Origin of the sequence: Steroidobacter flavus, assembly GCF_042651805.1 — a bacterium.
GTDB lineage: Bacteria > Pseudomonadota > Gammaproteobacteria > Steroidobacterales > Steroidobacteraceae > Steroidobacter > Steroidobacter flavus.
In genome coordinates, this window is sequence record NZ_JBHSDU010000014.1 from 349,969 (window position 1) to 369,663 (window position 19,695).

At 62.2% G+C, this 19,695-nt stretch carries 14 protein-coding genes and 1 pseudogene; 5 read left to right on the forward strand and 10 right to left on the reverse strand.

Annotation, left to right across the window (positions count from 1 at the left end; genetic code table 11):
- Window position 1: 1 nt before the first annotated feature.
- The 8 genes from ACFPN2_RS24320 to ACFPN2_RS24355 all read right to left on the reverse strand — a co-directional run bounded on the left by ACFPN2_RS24320 (window position 2) and on the right by ACFPN2_RS24355 (window position 8,384).
- On the reverse strand, window positions 2–520 hold the full coding sequence (locus tag ACFPN2_RS24320; RefSeq protein ID WP_380601431.1) for a disulfide bond formation protein B: 519 nt from the start codon (window positions 518–520) through the stop codon (window positions 2–4).
- Window positions 521–523: 3 nt separating this feature from the next.
- The gene (gene phoU / locus ACFPN2_RS24325) at window positions 524–1,270 is read right to left on the reverse strand and encodes a phosphate signaling complex protein PhoU (RefSeq protein ID WP_129778663.1); all 747 of its coding nucleotides are present in this window, start codon (window positions 1,268–1,270) and stop codon (window positions 524–526) included.
- 103 nt (window positions 1,271–1,373) lie between these two features.
- Window positions 1,374–2,747, reverse strand: a complete 1,374-nt coding sequence (locus ACFPN2_RS24330) for a putative porin (RefSeq protein WP_380601434.1) — start codon at window positions 2,745–2,747, stop codon at window positions 1,374–1,376.
- Window positions 2,748–3,023: 276 nt separating this feature from the next.
- Window positions 3,024–4,358 carry a phosphate regulon sensor histidine kinase PhoR gene (phoR, locus tag ACFPN2_RS24335; protein ID WP_380601436.1) on the reverse strand — a complete coding sequence of 445 codons (1,335 nt, stop codon included), beginning with the start codon at window positions 4,356–4,358 and terminating at the stop codon, window positions 3,024–3,026.
- Between the two features lie 3 nt (window positions 4,359–4,361).
- The gene (phoB, locus tag ACFPN2_RS24340; protein WP_116811317.1) at window positions 4,362–5,057 is read right to left on the reverse strand and encodes a phosphate regulon transcriptional regulator PhoB; all 696 of its coding nucleotides are present in this window, start codon (window positions 5,055–5,057) and stop codon (window positions 4,362–4,364) included.
- A gap of 186 nt (window positions 5,058–5,243) precedes the next feature.
- The gene (gene tsaB, locus ACFPN2_RS24345; protein WP_380601438.1) at window positions 5,244–5,915 is read right to left on the reverse strand and encodes a tRNA (adenosine(37)-N6)-threonylcarbamoyltransferase complex dimerization subunit type 1 TsaB; all 672 of its coding nucleotides are present in this window, start codon (window positions 5,913–5,915) and stop codon (window positions 5,244–5,246) included.
- Between the two features lie 4 nt (window positions 5,916–5,919).
- Window positions 5,920–7,914: an ATP-dependent DNA helicase gene (locus ACFPN2_RS24350; protein WP_380601440.1), complete on the reverse strand. Its 1,995-nt coding sequence runs from the start codon at window positions 7,912–7,914 to the stop codon at window positions 5,920–5,922.
- Entirely contained in the window at window positions 7,914–8,384 is a 471-nt protein-coding gene (locus ACFPN2_RS24355; RefSeq protein ID WP_380601442.1) for a hypothetical protein, read from the reverse strand. Before ACFPN2_RS24355 ends, ACFPN2_RS24350 begins: the two co-directional genes overlap by 1 nt.
- 159 nt (window positions 8,385–8,543) lie before the next feature.
- Here ACFPN2_RS24355 and ACFPN2_RS24360 point away from each other — a divergent pair.
- Window positions 8,544–10,310, forward strand: a pseudogene (locus ACFPN2_RS24360) (phosphoenolpyruvate carboxykinase (GTP)); the annotation flags it as partial.
- A gap of 144 nt (window positions 10,311–10,454) precedes the next feature.
- Here ACFPN2_RS24360 and ACFPN2_RS24365 read toward each other — a convergent pair.
- Window positions 10,455–11,369: an adenylate/guanylate cyclase domain-containing protein gene (locus ACFPN2_RS24365; protein WP_380601444.1), complete on the reverse strand. Its 915-nt coding sequence runs from the start codon at window positions 11,367–11,369 to the stop codon at window positions 10,455–10,457.
- Window positions 11,370–11,565: 196 nt separating this feature from the next.
- Between ACFPN2_RS24365 and ACFPN2_RS24370 the strand changes: the two genes are divergently transcribed.
- Window positions 11,566–13,011 carry a M20/M25/M40 family metallo-hydrolase gene (locus tag ACFPN2_RS24370; RefSeq protein ID WP_380601446.1) on the forward strand — a complete coding sequence of 482 codons (1,446 nt, stop codon included), beginning with the start codon at window positions 11,566–11,568 and terminating at the stop codon, window positions 13,009–13,011.
- 22 nt (window positions 13,012–13,033) lie between these two features.
- Here the strand turns inward: ACFPN2_RS24370 and ACFPN2_RS24375 are convergent, their stop codons facing one another.
- Window positions 13,034–14,749 (reverse strand): CocE/NonD family hydrolase, encoded by a 1,716-nt coding sequence (locus ACFPN2_RS24375; RefSeq protein WP_380601448.1) that lies wholly within the window; start codon window positions 14,747–14,749, stop codon window positions 13,034–13,036.
- Window positions 14,750–14,874: 125 nt separating this feature from the next.
- On the opposite strand from ACFPN2_RS24375, the gene ACFPN2_RS24380 reads away from it, so the two are divergent.
- Genes ACFPN2_RS24380 through ACFPN2_RS24390 form a run of 3 tightly spaced genes read left to right on the forward strand, consistent with a single transcriptional unit; the run spans window position 14,875 to window position 19,691 of the window.
- Window positions 14,875–15,381 carry an RNA polymerase sigma factor gene (locus ACFPN2_RS24380; protein ID WP_380601450.1) on the forward strand — a complete coding sequence of 169 codons (507 nt, stop codon included), beginning with the start codon at window positions 14,875–14,877 and terminating at the stop codon, window positions 15,379–15,381.
- Between the two features lie 14 nt (window positions 15,382–15,395).
- Window positions 15,396–16,490 carry a FecR family protein gene (locus ACFPN2_RS24385; RefSeq protein ID WP_380601452.1) on the forward strand — a complete coding sequence of 365 codons (1,095 nt, stop codon included), beginning with the start codon at window positions 15,396–15,398 and terminating at the stop codon, window positions 16,488–16,490.
- Between the two features lie 33 nt (window positions 16,491–16,523).
- Window positions 16,524–19,691 (forward strand): TonB-dependent receptor, encoded by a 3,168-nt coding sequence (locus ACFPN2_RS24390; protein WP_380601454.1) that lies wholly within the window; start codon window positions 16,524–16,526, stop codon window positions 19,689–19,691.
- The last annotated feature ends 4 nt before the right edge of the window (window positions 19,692–19,695 follow it).

Sequence of the window (19,695 nt, forward strand, 5' to 3'; positions counted from 1 at the left end):
GCTAAAATCTAATCTGTGGTTGCTTGGGCCGTGCGACGATGTTGACCAGCACGGCCCACGCTCCGAGCCCGACCAGCGAGATCAACACCCACCAGGGCATCGACAGGCCGAGCAAGGTCCAATCGATCTTGCCGCATTCGCCCGAGCCGAACAGCACTTTGTTGATCACGTCCGTCACCGGCATGATCTCCAGCAGATAGTTCAGGTCCGCGCCGCACGCGGCCACCGTGCCCGGCGGCTGCGCCTGAATCCAGATGTGACGCGCGGAAATGCCGATACCCACGAGCGTCGCCAGATCGATCAGCACTCCATATACCAGCGCTCCCGTGCGGCCCGACGGATTGTGAAGCGCGGCGATCAGAAACAAGATGCCGACCGAAATCACCGCGACGCGCTGAAAGATACATAGCGGACACGGCTCCAGGCCAAGCACGTGCTGTGCGTACAGCGCGTACCCCATCAGAGCCGCACAAGCGATGAAACCCAGCGCGTTACCGACGCGACGATTGATGGTCAGCATGAATTAGCGGGGCAATGGATCCTGCGGACGCTGCGCACGGGACTGCAAGTGCTTTTCCACGTCTTCCATGGAGAGGTGGCGAATGTCCTTGCCGTGGACCATGTAGACCACGTATTCGCAAACGTTCTTCGCATGGTCGCCGATGCGCTCGAGCGCGCGGGCCACCCACAGCACATCCAGTGCCCGGCGAATGGTGCGCGGATCTTCCATCATGAAGGTGATGCACTGGCGCTGGATGGCATCGAACTCTTCGTCCACCAGGCGATCTTTTTTCGCGATGGCCACGGCGCCTTCCGGATCGAGGCGCGCGAACGCGTCGAGCGCTTCATGCACCATGTCGGCGACCAGACGGCCGAGATGCTTGATCTCGCGATAACGATCCGCCGGCCGCTCCACCGCCGCCAGGCGCGAGCCGATGTAGCCGATTTTTTCCGCTTCGTCGCCGATGCGCTCCAGATCGGTGATGGTCTTGATGACCGCGACGATCAGACGCAGGTCGGACGCCGCCGGGGCGCGGGTCGCGAGAATACGGCTGCAATCGTCGTCGATGGCCACTTCCATGGCGTTCACTTTCTGATCGCCGCGCGCCACCTGCTCGCCCAGACGGCTATCGCCCTGGACCAGCGCCGTGACCGCCTGTTTGAGCTGCTCCTCGACGAAGCCGCCCATCTGCAGCACGTTGGTACGCACACGCTCCAGATCGTCGTTGTAGCGACTCAGGATGTGATGAGAGAGATCGGACTTTTCCATGACATCACCTTTGAGATCGTTGGCTGTATAACCCGCACTCTACAAAAAGGAAAGGGCGGAGAGCGCCAAGCGCTCCCCGCCCCTCATTCAAGCAACCGTCAAATCAGAACTTGACGTTGAAGTCGAGCTGCAGACGATCGTAATCGACGTCGGTCTGCAGGCCGCTGTTGGCCAGCTCGGCGTTGCGCTTGTTCAAGAAGTAGGTCGCGTTGAGCGTCCAGTTCTTGACCGGCGTATAGGCGCCGCGGAACACGAAACCTTCGTTGTCGGAGAAGCCGCCGGCGAAGTCCGAGTCGATCAGCTGCGCGTACAACGCATCCTTCTCGACCTTCTGATAGCCGACGCCCGCTTCCCAGGTCCGGTTGTTCGAAGCCTTGCCGAACAGGAAGCCCACGCCCCAGGCAGTGTCCTCATCCGACACATCCTGGTTCTGCGCGCCCTCCGCCCACACCGTGAACGGCAGCGCGCCGAACAGGGTGCTGAACTCGGCACCGACGCTGATGACTTCGTAGTCATAGCGCAGCACTGTCGTGTTGACGCCGCTGACGACGATGGTGTCGAAAGTGTTGTTGTTCGAGTTGTTGTTATAGACCGCGGCCCGGCCCTGGGCCGCGCTCAGATCATAATAATGAGCCTCGAGCATCAGGCTGCTCGCGCTACCCATCGGCAGGCGCATGCCCAGCTGCGCACCGTGCAGCATCGTATCCGCGGTGCGGGTGTTCTCGGCGCCCGAATTTTCGAGCAGCCAGTAGTTGTAGGCGGTACCGAAGAACATGCCACTCTGGAAACCGAGCGCCAGGCCTTCCGGCGTGATGTCATTGTCCCAGAACAGGCTCTGGCCGGGCTTCACGAACGGCTGCTTCATCTTGCCGCCGATCAAGTTACCCCACGAAGCGAACTTCCAATCGAAGTACGCGAGGTCCAGATCGAACGCCTTCTTGGTGAAGACATCCTTCAAGCTTTGGTTGCCGGAGCGCGGATCGCTGCCCTCGGTAGTCGTCATGCCGATGCCGACGGTGATGTTGTCGGTCGGCTTCGCGGTCACGGCGAGACGCGCGCGGATGCGATCGCGATAACGATCGGCGGCCGGCACGCCGGTGGGCGAGCTCAAGGTGTCATCGCTGATGTACTCGTAGCGGTAGCGCATGTCTCCAGTGATCGCGACCTTGCTGGCCCAGTCGGTGCCCTTGGTCTTGGCCACTTCGACCGCCTGCTGCGCCGTTTCCTTACGCAGACCGCGCGCTTCGGTCTTCAAATAATCGTCGTTCGCCTGCAGCTTCTCATCCGTGGCCTTGAGCGCTTCGTTCTCCTGCTTCAGCTCGGTGTTCTCCTGCTCGAGCTTGTCGACGCGCTTCATGAGCCCTTCCAGCTGCTCACGGATCTGGGCCACGTCGCTATTCGGGCTCGCGGCAAAGGCGCCCATCGGCACCGAGGACAGTGCAGTCGCGATGGCGGCTGCGAGGACGATGTTCTTCACGGGGGGTGTCTCCGTTTGTTTCATAACCTGACCGGACAATCTGCTCAAAACTTCCCGCGCTGCTGCGCGTGTAGGACAGGCGTTATACGGCGGAGTTATTACAACAATGTTGCAACGGTCGGATCGTTTGGCATTGAGTAATCGTTGTGCAAACGCTGCAACCACGATTCCGTACGGGTACCACTGCAGAAAATATCTGTTGCGCGCACGTTTGTGACATGCGAGTGACGGGTCACTCGCATGACAGGCATGTTACAAACTGCGAGAAAGCCTGAATCAGGCGGTGGCTAGAACGCCGGTGCTGCGTGGAATCACGCGAGCGCGAGGGAAATGACAGGTGAAGGTGCTGCCCACGCCTTCCTTGCTCTGGATCTGCAGCGTCGCCTCGTGGCGCTGCAAGGCATGTTTGACGATTGCCAGGCCCAGCCCCGAGCCACCCATGCTGCGGGCCCGACCCGGATCGACTCGATAGAACCGTTCAGTCAGGCGCGGAATATGTTCTTCAGCGATGCCGACACCGGTATCGCGAACCGCCAGATGCGCGCCGGCATCGTCGACCCACCAGCGCAGCTCGATCTCACCTTCCGTGGGCGTGTACTTGACCGCGTTGGTGATCAAGTTGGACGCAATCGAATGCAACTCCGATTCGACACCTTTCAACAGCGCATCGCTGTCCAGTTGCAGACGTACGTTGCGCGGCCGCTCGTCGAGCGCCATCACTTCCTTGCGTAGCAGCGCCAGCATGCCGGCCATATCGACCGGCTGTTCCTCCTGCGTGTGCTCGCCGGACTCGAGTTTCGACAGCTCCAGCAGATCTTTGATGATGGTCCGCATGCGCTCGGCCTGACGGCGCATCTCCAGCACCGGGCTGCTCCAGGTCGGATCCAGATTGTCGTCGTCGGCGAGCGCGTCGAGATAACCGCTGATCACCGTCAGTGGCGAGCGCAGCTCGTGTGACGCGTTGGCGACGAAGTCTTTGCGCATCGACTGCAGCTGCTGCTCCTGGCTCACATCGCGAACCATCAACAACTGCCGCTCGGCGGTCCCGGTGCGCACGATGTTGAAGGCGAGCCAGCGATCGGTCTCCAGGTCCTGCACGATCGCGCCTTCGCTAGGATGACCGGTCTTCAAATAATCGATGAAGGTCGGATGGCGCACCAGGTTCTCGATGCGAATGCCGACATCGCGCTTGCGGCGCAGGCGCAGCCATTCGCCGGCGCGACCGTTGAACCACAGGATTTCATGATCGGGCCCGAGCAGCACCGCGCCTTCGGGCATCGCGCTGGTGAGGCGGCGGAACTCGCGAAGCAAGCCGGTGACTCGCGCGCGATGAAACTGCTTGCGTCGGTAAATGCGGCTGACGATGGTCACCAATTCTCCCCAAACGCCGCTCATGTCGGGCGGCGTTTCGACCCGGCGGTGACGCAGCCAGTACTCCACCCGCAGAGCATTTCTGACCTGTGAGATCGAATAGACCCCGAAGGTGATCGCCAGCGCGAGTGCGACCCGGCCGGCGATGAGGCCGATCACGACGGCGACTGCCAGCGCGAGGCCGAGCCGGGACACGGATTGCCAGCCCGACGGCGAAAATGCGCTGAGGATCTTCTTCAACGGCTACTCCGCGCGCGTTGAGAACCGATATCCCGAGCCTCGCACAGTCTGAATGAAACGATCGTAGTTGAAGGCTTCGAGCGCCTTGCGCAAGCGACGGATGTGCACATCGACCGTTCGTTCTTCCACATAAACATTGCCTCCCCAGACGCGATCGAGGAGTTGAGCGCGACTGTACACCCGCTCAGCATGCGTCATGAAGAAGGACAGCAACCTATACTCGGTGGGGCCGAGCTGCACGGTGCGGTCGCCGACAGTCACGCGGTGGCCGGCCGCGTCCAACACCAGTCCTTCGGCTTCGATCAGCTCCTCGCCGCTGCCGTTGGTCGACCTACGCAAAACTGCATTGATACGAGCCAGCAGCTCGCGCGGCGAAAACGGCTTGGTGACATAGTCATCGGCGCCGCTGTCCAGGCCCATGACTTTGTCCTGCTCCTCGGCGCGGGCGGTCAACATGATCACCGGCACTTCCTGAGTTTCCTTGTCGCGCTTCAAAGCGCGGGTCAACTCCAGGCCGCTCATGTCCGGCAACATCCAGTCGATCAGTACCAGATCGGGACGCTGGTCGGCGATGCTGGCCCGGGCGGCACTCACGTCGGCCGCTTCCCTCACTTCGAAACCGCTACGTCGCAATCCGAAGGCGATCATTTCGCGGATGGGCCGCTCATCCTCGACGATCAGAATTTGCTTGGTTGCCATGAGTTCAACGATGAGGCCTTAAATTCAATGACATGGGTGACGCCACACATTACAGCAACGAAGTATGACAGTCGCATGACGGGCCCCTGGGAAATTGCCTCATAGATGACAATGCTGCGAACCGGGCAGGAATTACCGGCCCGGCCGCGAGCTTTGTTGCAGCTTGTTTACAACTGTCGCGGTCACTCAGGGGCTTTTGACGTGGGCGACCTGATCGCGGACATAAACCGGCTCGGCCTCGGCCGCGGGCTTGGCCCGGCCAGCCAGGAACTCCACTTCAGCCAGTAATGCGATGTCGCTGGCCCTCGGCAGGGCTGCTTCGTGAACGACTCGAGTGCCGGTTGCCAATCTTGCACGCAGCGGGGCGTACGCTTTGAAACCCGTGCCGGCCAGCACCGAGAAATCGCCGTCAGCGACCGCGTCCGGCGCATCGACCCGCTCGGGCGCGAGCGCTGTAACCAATGCCGCCTCTGGATCGCGAGCGAAACTCGACCAGTACACCTGATCCATGCGGGCATCCATGCAGACCAGAACTCGATCGCCAGGCCGCGCGACTTGTTGAGCGACGGCCGCGAGATTCGAGATGCCGACGGTCTGTAGCCCGGTACCGAACGCCAGTCCCTGAATGACGCCGACGCCGATGCGAACCCCAGTGAACGCGCCCGGCCCTCGCCCGTAAGCGATGCCGTCGAGGTCCGCCAATCGCACACCGGCTTCTTGCAACACCGACTCGACCATGGGCAGCACCAGATCCGCGGCCCCGCGTGGCTGATCGCTCACGCGCTCGATCACCTGGCCGTCGAGGCGCAGAGCGACGGAGCAACGTTCAGTGGCGGTATCAACGGCGAGCAGGCGCATGGCATTACCAATCAATCGCAGCTTGAGGATTCATCGCATCGGGATCGGGCGCGAGCCCGATGGCGCTCAACCTCTCATATAAGAACTGCTGAACGTCGACCAGATTCTCGGTGCGCGGCATGGACGGCAGGCTGTCCAGGAAAATGCGCCCGTAGCCTTTGGTCCGCAGGCGCTCATCGCACAACATGATCACGCCGAAGTCGTTCGGGTCGCGCATCAACCGGCCGACGCCCTGCTTCAAGGTGATCACTGCTTGTGGGATCTGCTCTTCGAAGAACGCATTGCCGCCGCGGCGTTCGATGGCATCGAGGCGAGCCTTGAGCACCGGATCGTCGGGCGCCGCGAACGGCAGCTTGTCGATGATCACGACCGACAGCGCCGCGCCTTTCACATCGACGCCTTCCCAGAAACTGCTCGTTCCCAGCAGCACCGCGTTGCCCCGCTCGCGGAACTTGGTCAGTAACACTTCGCGAGGCGCATCGCCTTGGACCAGCACCGGGAACGGCAACGCCGGCCCTAGTCGAGCCAACAACAAGTCAGCGGCTTCGCGAAGCGCACGATGACTCGTGAACAACATGAACGCGCGTCCGCCACTCGCTCGCAATACCGGCAGCGCGGCGTCGACCACACTGACGGTATGTCGTGGCGACGAAGGCGGCGGCAGTCCCTTCGGCAGATACAAGAGCGTCTGCGACTCATAATCGAACGGACTGCCATAACGCGCCGTCCGCGCATCACGCATTCCAATTCTTTGCATGAAATGGTCGAAGCTCTCACCGATCGCGAGCGTCGCCGACGTGCACACCCACGCGGCGGCGTTTGCCTGCACGAGATCGCCCAGTTGCTCAGCCACATCGAGGGGCACCAAATGAAATGACACGCCCTGCCCCGAGCTTTGTGCCCAGCGCACGCTCGGCACCGCGGACTTGTCTTCTTCTTCGATCAGCTCGCCCAAGCGATTCGACATCTCCGAGGCGCGTCGACGCAGATTCGCGAGGCCGGTGTTGTCTTTCGAGGCTTCAGTCAGCGCTTGAATCAGATCGTCCAGCGAGCCGCGCAGATTGGCGAGCGCTTCGATGGTAAGCGCGGGCCAATCTTTGTATTCGCAGCGCTCGCGCTGACTGCGCAGTGAATCCTGCAGATCGACGAGTTGTCGATCGATGGTCTGCGAGAACGCAGAAGACACTGCTTGTTGAGGCCCGGCGAGCAGCAACTCACTCGCCAGATCGCGGGCCAGCGATTGCATCTGACGGCTCGACACCGTGAAGCCCAGGAAATTCGCGGCCACTTCCGGCAGCTGATGGGCCTCGTCGATGACGATGGCGTCCGCGCCGGGCAGCAGATCGCCGAAGCCCTCCTCCTTGAGCACCAGATCGGCCATCAACAAATGATGATTCACGACGACGATGTCCGCGCCCTGCGCATTGCGCCTCGCGTTGACCACATGGCAACGATCGAACGACGGACAATCCGGACCGAGGCAGTTATCGCGCGTCGACGTCACCCACGGCCACACCGGATCCGATTCGCTGAGTTGCGCGAGCTCGGAAATGTCGCCCTCTTTCGTAACGTGCGACCAGGCCCGCACTTTCGATAACGCAACAGCAACTTCACGCCGAAGACCGCGGGACACGGCCTGTTGCTCGGCCATCTCGAGCCGATGCTGACAAAGATAATTCGCGCGACCTTTTAATAGAGCGATGCGCGACGGCCGGCCGATCGCGGCCGACACCGTCGGCAAGTCGCGATGAAACAGCTGGTCCTGCAGATTGCGCGTGCCGGTGGAAACGATCACGCGTCGGCCCGAGAGCAACGCCGGCACCAGATACGCGAACGTCTTGCCCGTGCCCGTACCTGCCTCGACGATGAGCCGACCGTTGGAGCGCAGCGCCTGCCACACCTGCTCAGCCATCGCGATCTGCTCATCGCGCGTGGCGAATCCCGGGATCGCTGCCGCCAGCGGTCCCTCGGCACCAAAGATTTCCTCGAAGTCTTGCATCAATTAAAGGTAGCTCTAAACCGAGCCAGCGCGGTGGCTCCTGGTGCCAGCGGGTTACGCAAGCTCCATCGGATATGGGTGTAGCGCGCCGGCGGCGCGCGAGTGCCGTCAGTCTGCTTCAAGTTTTCAGGACGCGCGAAGGTTTGACCGCCATCGATCGAGAACTCGATATCCACGCCCGGCCCGGCGGCCGAGCCCGCGACATAGGACGTGTTGGCGGGAATCAACTGACTCACCTGGACCTTATTGGCAAAGACCGGCGTTGGGTTGGTGATTCGAACTGTGTAGTAGACAACCTGGCCCTGCGAAAGCCGTGTCGCCGGCACCATGCGAAAGGTCGGCCGCTCCGCGGTCCCGGCGCTTTCCCGGACCTCCGCGACCAACTCCGTGCGCAGCTCCACCGCCTCTGTCGCAATGGCGAGACTGGCGAACGCTGTCAGCCACGCAGTTACTAAAACTAAGGATTTCATCAAGATATGTAAATTTCTGGCATCGATTCCGCAGTTCGGGACGTCGTTATGCAGCGACCTCGCGTCAAGGAACCCGACAAGCCATGCAGCGCGAAAAGCGCTGGGTATAATCACCGCCACTAATACATCTATGAGTTTTCATGAAACCGCGAGGTTGCCGCTCTAATGACCACGTCTAACGCGTCGCTCAAACGCTGGGTGGAGGAAGTCGCCCGCCTGACCCAGCCGGAATCGATCCACTGGTGCAACGGCTCGGATGCCGAGAACACCGCGCTGATCGAAGCGATGCTCAAGAGCGGCGATCTTATCAAGCTCAACCAGGACACCCATCCCAATTGTTATCTGCATCGCTCGAACCCCTCGGATGTGGCGCGAGTCGAGCACCTGACCTTCGTCTGCACCCGTAACAAGGAAGACGCGGGCCCGAACAATCATTGGATGGAGCCCACCGAGGCCCACCGCAAGATCGACGACCTGTTCGCCGGCGCGATGAAGGGCCGGACCATGTACGTGATTCCGTACTGCATGGGTCCCATCGACTCGCCGTTCGCCCGTTGCGGCGTCGAGATCACCGATAGCCCGTATGTGGTCGTCAACATGCGTCTGATGACGCGCATGGGCGACTCGGCGCTGAAGCGCATCGAGCGCGAAGACAAGTACGTGAAGGGCCTGCACTCGATCGGCGATCTGAATCCCGACCGCCGTTTCATCATGCATTTCCCCGAAGAGCTCACCATCAAGAGCGTGGGCTCGGGCTACGGCGGCAACGCCCTGCTCGGCAAGAAGTGCCATGCGCTGCGCATCGCCAGCTATCAGGCGCGCGAAGAAGGCTGGCTCGCCGAGCACATGCTGCTCATGGGCCTGCAGAGCCCCGAAGGCAAGACGCATTACATCGCCGCGGCCTTCCCGTCCGCGTGCGGCAAGACCAATCTCGCGATGCTGGTGCCGCCCGCTTCCATGCCGGGCTGGAAAATCTGGACGTTGGGCGACGACATCAGCTGGCTGCACGTCGACGCCGAAGGTCAGTTGCGCGCGATCAATCCCGAATCGGGTTACTTCGGCGTCGTGCCGGGCACGAACCGCAAGACCAACTGCAACGCCTACGACATGATCCAGCGCGATACCATCTTCACCAATGTCGCGGTGACCGAAGACAACCAGCCGTGGTGGGAAGGTCTCGAGACCGGCAAGCCGGCGCTGGATTGGCAAGGCAAGCCGTACACCGGTAACGGTCCGGCCGCCCATCCGAACTCACGCTTCACCGTCTCGGCGAAGCAGAATCCGATCTACTCCACGCTCGCGGACGCGCCGGAAGGCGTGCCGATTTCCGCCATCCTGTTCGGCGGCCGTCGTCGCGAAGTCGCGCCGCTGGTTTATGAAGCGCGCAACTGGGCACACGGCGTGCTGGTCGGCGCGGGCATGGCTTCTGAGACGACCGCCGCGGCCGTCGGCCAGATGGGCGTCGTGCGTCGTGACTCGATGGCGATGAAGCCGTTCGCCGGCTACAACTTCGCCGACTACTTCAGCCACTGGCTCAAGCTGGGCAATGCCAAGAACGCCAGCAAGCTGCCGAAGGTGTTCCACGTCAACTGGTTCCGCCAGGACCGCAACGGCAAGTTCATGTGGCCGGGCTTCGGCGAGAACCTGCGCGTACTGCGTTGGATCGCCGACCGTTGCGAGGGCAAGGCCGAAGCGATCGAGACCCCGATCGGTTTCGTGCCGCGCAAGCAGGACCTGGATATCAGCGGCCTGAACATGGACGCGTCCACGCTCGAGACCCTGCTGTCCATCGACCCCGCCGCCTGGCGCCAGGAAGTCGATGCCATCGGCAAATATCTCGATGAGTTCGGCAGCCGCGTGCCGAGCCAGCTGCGCGATGAGCTGAAGGGCGTGGCGAAACGCCTCGAAGCCGCCAACGCAGCTTAATACCCGCAAAACAAAAGCGGCGGTGCCCTTCGGCGCCGCCGCCTTTTTATGCGCGTCGCTTCCATACCGGCGCGACGCTTGAACGACATGCGCGTCACTCCGTACCGGCGCGACGCTTGAAAAGTAAAGACTGCGGCGGCGTTATTATTCTTCGCAGACGTAGCGAACAGTCAGCGACGAATTGTTCTCCGGCACCCGGCCGAAGCCAATCAACCCCTCGCCTTTGAGCTGCATCGAATCCCGGCGCACGAAGGCTTCTTCCCCTTCGCGGGTGGTCACAAACGTGCCGTTGGTGCTTTGATCGACCAGCTGAAACTTATTGCGGACCAGCTCGATCTTCGCGTGCAGGCGTGAGATCAGGTTGCCCTTGACGACGATGTCGTTCTCTTCCGCGCGACCGATGGCGATGTTTGCCCGGTTCTCGTCGACAACGATTTCCTGTCCCTGGAACCGCAGCCGCAAGCGGCGCGCACGTTGCTTATCGCGAGTCGCCGCCGAGTTACCGAGCGCGATGGCCGGCAGCATGCTGGTGGCATCTTCCTTCTGCCACAGCACTTCGAACAATTCGTCTTCGCTGGTTTTGCCCTTGAGCGTGGCCACGTCGATCTGACGCACGGCCGACTGCCACTCGGGCGCGAGGCGCTCGACCATGGCGCTGGTGACCATGATCTGCCCGGCCTTGGCCTGGCTGGTCATGCGATTCGCGGTATGGACCGCGGCGCCGAAGATATCCCGGTTCTCGAGCACCACCGGGCCGAAATGACCGCCGATGCGGATCGCGATGGGCTGGCCTTCGACCTTCAGCTCCGCATGAATGCGGATATCGTGCTGCATGCGGCTGCCGGCGTTGATGGCGTCGTTCGCGGTCGGGAACGTGGCCATGATCTCATCGCCGATGGTCTTGATGACGGTGCCGTGGTTCTGCTCGGTGGCGGCCCGCATGATCTCCACGCAGGTTAACACCATGTCACGCGCCCGCAGGTCGCCCATGACTTCGTAGATTCGCGTGCTGCCGACCACGTCGGCAAACAGGATGGCTAGTTCGATGTCCTTTCCCATGACCCCTTGGCGCTCATCGTCAACTCCCGCCTCGTCGCCGCCCCATTGGTATCCTTGCTGTTCCGCTTGAGGTTCCCGGCCTGTACCCGAACGGCCGGGCACGGGCGGCAGTATATACGACAACGCTACATAACCCTGCTGGATCCGCGATATAGGTGGACCGACGGGGTCGAAACAAGGAGTTTGGATGCTCGACATGGCTCCCCGACCCGCCAGGATTCTGGCGCTCTTCGCGGTTCTGGCCGTTCAGCTGGCGGTGCTGCCCGCACGGGCCCAGAACGTGCCGGTGACCGATTGGACCGACGCTGACCTGGCAACAGCCGCCGCCCTGCGCGACCGCGCCCTGAAAGGCACCTCGGCTTTCGACCATGTGAGCTCGCTGACAACTGAGGTCGGCCCGCGCCTCGCCGGCTCCCCCGGCGATGAGGCCGCCGTGCGCTGGGCGATGAATCGGCTCGGCAAACTGGGCTTTACCGGCGTGCGCACCCAGGACGTGCTCGTGCCCCGGTGGGTCCGCGGTAGCACGGAAGTCACGATGCTCGGTCCCGCGGCACAGACATTAGTTGCCGCAACGTTGGGCGGCAGTATCGGCACCGGCGAAGAAGGCATCGAGGCGCAGGTCATCGAAGTGGCCTCGCTGGACGCGCTCAACGCCCTGCAAGCCGGCGACGTCAAGAACAAGATCGTCTTCATCAACCAGCGTATGGAACGAACCAAAGATGGTTCCTCCTACGGTTCGACTGTGAAGAATCGTGTGCAGGGCGCGAGCGTGGCCGGCAATCTCGGCGCGGTCGCGTTGGTGATTCGATCGGTCGGCACGTCAGATGAACGGTTCGCTCACACCGGTCGGATGGTCTACGACATGAGCGCGCCCCGCATCCCGGCCTTCTCGTTGTCCAATCCGGATGCCGACGCTTTATCTCGTCAATTGAAAACAAACAAACAGACGCGGCTGCGCGTGAAATCCACAGCGCGCGAAATGCCGCCCGCCTGGTCAGCCAATGTCATCGGCGAAATTCCGGGCACCGATCGCGCGGGCGAGATCGTGCTGTTGGCAGCGCACCTGGATTCGTGGGACTTGGGGCAAGGCGCGCTCGATGACGGCGCCGGCGTGGCCATCGTCGTCGAAGCGGCACGTTTGATCTCACGGCTGGATCGCAAGCCGTCGCGCACGATTCGCGTGGTGTTGTTTGCTAACGAGGAATTCGGCCTGTCGGGTGCGAAGGAATATGCGCGACTGATCGGCGATGAACAGGCGAAGCATGTGCTGGCGATGGAAGCCGACACCGGCATCGGCCCGGTGATTCGGCTCGAGACGCAAGTCGCGCCCGAATCGCTCGGTGCTATCGAGAAGATGCGTGCAGTGATGCAGCCGTTGCCTGTGCCCGTCGAAGGCGGTACCAATACCGCTTCGGGTGGCGCCGACATCGGCCCGCTACGCGCGCTCGGTGTGCCGGTGCTGGATCCCGTGCTCGATGCCAGTCTGTACTTCGACGTGCACCACACGATGAACGACACGCTCGCCAAGGTCGACGCCAAAGTGCTCGACCAAAGCGTCGCGGCGTATGCGGTCGCCGCCTATCTGGCCGCGACCAAACAAGGCGATTTCGGCCGGCTCGCGCCGGTGCCGTTCGATCGCTGATTGCAGGCGGAGCTGTGGGCGGCTACTCCGCCCACAGCTCCACATTCGAGGGCCGCTCGCGATCGTGATAGATCGTCTGCTTCGCGGGCCGCGAGTCGATGTCGGTCGCCACGGGATTGCCCGTGTTCGAATTGGGATAGATATAAGGCACCGCACCGCTCATCACCTCGATACGAATCCGATGACCGGGCACGAACGTGTGCGCGATATCGAACAGCTCGATTCGATATTCCTGCGGCGCTGAGGAATCCAACAACTGCTCGCGCTCGTACCCGTTGCGATAACGAGCGCGCAACACCCCCGCCGGCATCGCGCCCACTTTCACCGCCCGGCCATCGGGCCAGACATCGATCAGTCGCGCGACGAAATCCGTATCACGAGCATCGGTGGCCGCAAACAAATTCATGAACACCGGCCCGGTCGCGGTCACCGGCCTGGTCAGCACTTCGCTGGAGTACGTCAGCACGTCAGCGCGCTTCTCGATGTGCCGATAGTCGATCGCATAGTGATAACCCTCGACGAACGCGGGCGTCGGATTCAGCGGATCGAAGACGTAGCTGTCCGGCTTTTCGTTGCCTGGCTTGCGCCACTGCAGAGTGCGACCGCTCAGATACAGCCGCTGAAGCTTTCCCTTCGAGTGCGGGATACCATCGAGATCGCGCCACTGATTCGTACCCGTGTCGTAGATCCGCGTGCGAGGAAAATCGAACGTCGGCGCGCCGCCCTTCAAACAATGATCGAAAAACTTCAGGTGCAGCTCGCGAAAGTCGACGATGGACGACTCAGGAAAATTCAGCTCGCCCACTTTCGTGACACCGCCGGTCGTGGTGTGACGATGAGTCCAGGGCCCCGCGAGCAGATACTGGCGATTCTTCGCGGGCGAATGCTCCGCCATGCCGCGCCAATAAAACATGCTGCCGGGAATCGCGGAATCGAACCACCCCGTGATGTGCAGTACCGGTAGATCGATGGTCGCGAAATCTTCCGGTGTGAGATAGATCCGCTTCCAGTAATCGTCCATCGTCGAGTGCTGCATGAAGTCGCGATACATCGGCATGTGACGGCCGTAGGCATCGTCCATCGTGAGCAACGGTCGATGCGCATCGATGCGATCCATGTCGAGCTTGGCGGCATCGCTGTCGAACTGCGCCACCTTCGCCGCGGTCCGGTTCAGCCAATGCACGGCCCAGTCCATACGAAACGCCCCGCCGACATACGGCAACTCATCGAAGGGCCGACCGATAGCCGACGTGGACACCATGCACTTGAGCTGCGGAGGCCGCCTGGCCGCCGTCAACCACTGAACCGCGCCGAGATACGACGGCCCCATGGTCGCCACCTTGCCGTTCGACCAGGGCTGACTGGCCAACCAGGCGATGCTGTCGAAGCCGTCGTCGCCTTCCACGAACAGATAGCCGAACTTGCCATCGGAATCGCCGCGCCCCCGCGTGTCCTGCACCGCGAGCACATAGCCGTGCTTGCTGAAGAGCTCGCCGAGCTCGGGCGCCATCAGCCACTCCGTCTCGGTCTTCAAATACGGGGTTCGCATCAGGATCACCGGGTACTTTCCCTCCTTGGCCGGCATCCACAGGTCGGTTGACAATTCCACCCCATCTCGCATCGGAATGCGCACGTCGAACTGAGGGCGCATCCAATCGGCGGCCGCGTACACCTGCGCGGACAGGCTCAACAGCGCACAGCCGGCCAGCACGATCGTCAGCATGCAACGTCGAATCATCGCGTCCCCCAGCAGCGAAAAAACGCGCGCAGGCTTTCACAGCGCCGAGGCTGGCGTAAACAAATTTATTTGGGGACCGAAATCGCGCCTGCCCCCGTCATGGTTCACGGGGGGCTGGGGCTTACATGACGTCTTCTGAGTGGTCCAGGCAGATCGCCGCCTGGGCGGACGAATGGCATGGCGACCTGATCAAGTTCCTGGCGCGGCGGATGGCAACACCGGCCGACGCGCAGGATCTTGCACAAGAGGTCTACTTGCGGCTGGCACGCGTCGATCGACTCGATCTGGTGCGCCGGCCGCGCAGCTATTTGCTACGCATCGCCGCCAACCTGCTGCACGAGTGGCGTTTCAAGGCGCGGCAGGTCCGGCCGCATCACTCCGAAGAAGTCGACAAGCTGACCTCGTCGGACGATCCGGAGCGGCACGCGCTCGCATCGATGCGCTCCCAACGGATCGGCGTCGAGCTGTCACGGCTGCCCGCCCCGGTCCGTGCGGCACTGGTGCTGCAGATTCGCGATGGGCTGAGCTACGAAGAGATCGCGAAGGAAATGGCCGTGACACCGAGGATGGTGAAACGTTATCTGCTCACGGCCTACGCCACCCTGCGCGCAACGCTGCCGCAGGACATGTGACAGGAGCATTGTCGGTGAGATTCAAGCGAAAGGACGGATCCCAGGACCCAGGTGTCGCGGCGGCCGCCGCCGAGTGGTTCGTCGATCTGCAGGCGAGCTATGTGTCGCCCGAGCGCCAGGCCGAGTTCGCCGATTGGTTGCGCCGTTCACCCGTGCATGTCGAAGAGTTCCTGCGGCTCGCCGGTTTGTATGGCGATTTGAAGCGCTCCGCCGAATTCAACGCCGTGGATGTCGCAGCTTTGATCGCGGAGGCCGCGAACGCTGCGCCGTCGCCGAATGTCGTTCCGCTGCATGGTCAGTCGGTCGGCGCGATAGAAACAATCGACACGCCGACCACGAGCCGACGCCGTCGCAATCGCTGGTTGATCGCGGCAGCGGCATCGACGGCGCTCGCCATCGTCGCCTATCCCATCGTGTCCAAGCTCTCGGGCTCGCAACACTATCGAACCGAAACAGGCGAGCAACGCTCGCTGGTGCTCAAGGACGGCTCGCACATCCAACTCAACGTGCGCTCGGAACTCTCGACGCGCATCGACGACAAGCTGCGCGAAATCCAGCTCGACGATGGCGAAGCACTGTTCGAGGTCGCGAAAGACGCCTCGCGAGTGTTCCGTGTGCGAACTCCGCAAGCGGTCATCGAAGCACGCGGCACGCAATTCAACGTTCGCGTGAAAGAGGGCGAAACGACCGTCGCCCTGCTCGAAGGCAGCGTCGCGGTCCATCGTGCGAACGATTCAGCCCCGGTCATGTTGACGCCCGGCCAGGCGCTGACGCTGTCCGCGGTAACGAAAGACGAAGTGCGGCCCCGCGAGGCGAACCTCGACACCGTGACCGCCTGGACCAAACGTCGCCTGGTCTTCGAAGACACGCCGCTGACCGAAGTCGTCGCCGAGTTCAACCGCTACAGCCCGCAGCCGATTCTGATCGCCGATGCGCAACTCGCGCATGTCTGTATCACAGCTACATTCGACTCCGACAGCATCCGCACTTTCACCGATTCGTTGTCCGCCGCCGGCAATTTGCAAACGATCCGTCAGCCCGACGGCTCGCTGCTGATCAAGTTGCCCGCAGGCAGCGGGGACCAAATCAGCAGCTCGACCTGTCATTAGCCCCCGGAACGATTTAAAAAACGGGGAGACGGGATGAGAACACGAGCTTCGAGCTTCGCCGCATTATCGGCACGCGCCGCGGTCGCAATCGTGATCGCACAGAGCGCGCACGCGGAGGACGCGGCAAGACACGCGATCGACATCGATTCACAACCGGTCGGCGCGGCACTTCAACAACTGGCGGCGCAGACCAATCTGCAGATTCTGGTTTTCTCACAAGACGCGCAGAACAAACGGGCGCCTGCCGTGCACGGCACGCTGACGGCGGACGAGGCGCTCGTTCGACTGTTACGCGATACCGGCCTCACCTACGAAAAGGTCGACGCCAAGACCATCGCCGTCAAGCCTGTTTCCAATGCGACCACCCAGCCTGGTGTCACGGGTCGTGACTCGTTGCAAGCCGACGAGGCGGAAGTCGCCGAGATCGTGGTCACCGGCTCGCGCATTCGGCACGCCGGCAGCGAGGCGATCAGCCCGGTCGTCGGCATCTCCGCCGATGAGATCCAGCTGCAAGGCGCGACGCGCATCGAAGACGTGCTGAATTCCCTGCCCGCCATCAGCCCGAGCCAGAACGGTCACGTCAACGGCCTGGGCAACGGCACTGCGACGGTGGACCTGCGGCAGCTCGGTCCATCGCGCACGCTGGTCTTGATCGACGGCAAGCGCCTGCTTCCCGGCGATCCGGTGGCACCGGCGCCCGATTTGAACAACGTTCCCACCGCACTGGTCGAGCGCATCGATGTGCTGACCGGCGGCGCGTCCGCTGTGTACGGCTCCGATGCGGTGGCAGGCGTCGTGAACTTCATCTTGAAGCGCAACTTCGAAGGCATCGCGTTCGATACATCCATCGGCCTCTATAACCACAAGAACGACAGCTCCATCCAGAACCTGGTGCGCGCCCGTGGCGATACGCCTGCCACCGGCACTGTGTACGACGGCTGGACGAAAGACTTCAACCTGACTTTCGGCGCGAACACCGCCGACGGTCGCGGCAACGTCACGGCATATCTCGGCTATCGAAACATCGATGGTGTGAGCTGGGACCGGCGCGACTTCAGCTCCTGCGTCGTGCAATCCAATGCCGCCGGTCACTATTGCGGCGGCTCGGCTGGCACTGCGCCGGCGCTGTTGATCCCCGTCGATGGACGCTTCCTCACCATCGACTCGGGTAGCGGCCTGCTGCGCCCGTACACTGACGGCGACTCCTACAACTTCGCCGATTCAAACGTCCTGCAGCGTGAAGACTCGCGCTACGTGGCTGGAGCTCTCATGCACTACCAGCTGCACCCGAACGTCGATCTGTATTCCGACATCACTTACATGCGGAATCAGTCACTGCGCCAACAGGCGCCCGACGGCGTCTACGGAAGATACAACATCAGCTGCGACAGCCCGCTGTTGAGCTCCGATCAGGTCGACGTGCTGTGTACTCAGCAAGGGTTCGGCGCCAACGACGCCGCTCCCGTCACCGTCTATCGCCGCAACGTCGAGGGCGGCCTGCGTCCGTACGATATGCAACACGAATCGTTTCGTGCCGTCATCGGCGCGCGTGGCGAGCTCGCGACCGCCTGGAATTACGACGTGTATGCGCAATACGGCCGCACGAAGTACGACCTGGAGTTGGGCAACATGCTGGCGCAATCACGCATCGCCCGCGCCATCGACAGCGTTCCCGATCCGCTCACCGGCCAAGCTGTCTGCGCCTCAGCTCTCAGGGGCGCCGATCCGAGCTGCGTTGTTTACAACCCGTTCGCCATCGGTGGCGTGACCCCGGAAGCACTCGAATACATGTCGTTGACCGCGCTTCAGACGGGCTCGACCACCGAGCGCATCATCGCTGCATCCATCTCGGGCAATCTCGGCGAGTACGGCGTTCAGCTGCCCTGGACCGATCAAGGCGTGTCCATCGCATTCGGACCGGAATATCGTCGTGAAGCCCTCGTGCACAGCCCAGACGACGCATTCCGTCGCGGTGAGATCGAAGGCACCGTGGTCAGCGGCACGTCGGGCTCCATCGACATCAAGGAGTATTTTGGCGAGCTGCGCATTCCGCTGGTGTCCGATCGTTTCCTGATGCATTCGGTTGCGCTGGAGACTGGCTATCGAAAGTCGGACTACAGCACTGCTGGCGAGGCCGAAGCCTATAAGTTTGCTGGCGAGTGGGCACCGACGCGCTCGTTGCGTTTCCGCGGTGGTTACAACCGTGCCGTGAGAGCGCCGACGCTGGTCGAACTGTTCACAGCACAGACACGTACGTTGACACCGACACAAGATCCTTGCGCCGGCGCCACACCGAGCGCTTCACTCGCCAATTGCGCCTACTCCGGCGTGACAGCCGCACAGTACGGCACGATTGCTCCCAATCCGAGCGGCCAGTACAGCTTCATCTCCGGCGGCAACCCCAACCTGCGGCCTGAGATCGCCGATACGACGACGATCGGCTTGGTATTCACACCGAACGAATGGCTCGACGGCCTCAATATCACACTCGATTACTTCGACATCGAAGTGGAAGGCTATGTGAGCTCGGTGCCCGGTGCGTTGTCGTTGAGCCAGTGCGTGGCCACCGGCAATCCCGTGTACTGCAACCTGGTGCAGCGTGATCCGACCTCCGGCTCGCTCTGGATTGGCAACCAAGGGGTGATCGACGGCCGTCTCACGAACGCAGGCTCACTGCGCACCTCCGGCCTGGATGTGAACTTCGGTTACACGCGTCCCATCGCGATGGGCAGCATCGGTCTGGCGTTGTCCGGCACGAAGCTGGACAAGCGCGAGATCGAAGCGTTGCCTGATGTTCGCAGCTACGACTGCGCCGAGACCTTCGGCACCACTTGCGGTCAGCCCTCGCCCAACTGGCGGCACAAGCTGCGCGCGACCTGGTACACGCCGATGGACATCGATGTTTCGTTGAGCTGGCGCTACATCGGCTCGGTGAAGTCGGATCGCACGCTGCCGGAGATTGGCGGTGTGATTCCGGCCGTCGACGCCTCGATCGGTGCCCAGAACTATTTCGATCTGGCGGCGAACTGGCGCATGCGCGACAAGGTGAACGTGAGCCTGTCGGTCAACAACGTCACGGATCGCACGCCGCCCATCATCGGCGCCAACTACATCCTCTCCTACTCCAACGGCGGCACCTATCCCGGCCTGTACGATCTGCTCGGTCGATACATCTCGCTGGGATTGCGCGCCAGCCTGTAACTGC

Bases quoted from the DNA above. Each gene is read 5' to 3' on its own strand.
- ACFPN2_RS24375 (WP_380601448.1), bottom strand. From the start codon at position 14,749: ATGATTCGACGTTGCATGCTGACGATCGTGCTGGCCGGCTGTGCGCTG.
- ACFPN2_RS24390 (WP_380601454.1), top strand. From the start codon at position 16,524: ATGAGAACACGAGCTTCGAGCTTCGCCGCATTATCGGCACGCGCCGCG.
- phoB (WP_116811317.1), bottom strand. From the start codon at position 5,057: ATGGCAACCAAGCAAATTCTGATCGTCGAGGATGAGCGGCCCATCCGC.
- ACFPN2_RS24365 (WP_380601444.1), bottom strand. From the start codon at position 11,369: ATGGGAAAGGACATCGAACTAGCCATCCTGTTTGCCGACGTGGTCGGC.
- ACFPN2_RS24320 (WP_380601431.1), bottom strand. From the start codon at position 520: ATGCTGACCATCAATCGTCGCGTCGGTAACGCGCTGGGTTTCATCGCT.
- ACFPN2_RS24380 (WP_380601450.1), top strand. From the start codon at position 14,875: ATGACGTCTTCTGAGTGGTCCAGGCAGATCGCCGCCTGGGCGGACGAA.
- ACFPN2_RS24370 (WP_380601446.1), top strand. From the start codon at position 11,566: ATGGCTCCCCGACCCGCCAGGATTCTGGCGCTCTTCGCGGTTCTGGCC.
- ACFPN2_RS24350 (WP_380601440.1), bottom strand. From the start codon at position 7,914: ATGCAAGACTTCGAGGAAATCTTTGGTGCCGAGGGACCGCTGGCGGCA.
- phoU (WP_129778663.1), bottom strand. From the start codon at position 1,270: ATGGAAAAGTCCGATCTCTCTCATCACATCCTGAGTCGCTACAACGAC.
- ACFPN2_RS24355 (WP_380601442.1), bottom strand. From the start codon at position 8,384: ATGAAATCCTTAGTTTTAGTAACTGCGTGGCTGACAGCGTTCGCCAGT.
- tsaB (WP_380601438.1), bottom strand. From the start codon at position 5,915: ATGCGCCTGCTCGCCGTTGATACCGCCACTGAACGTTGCTCCGTCGCT.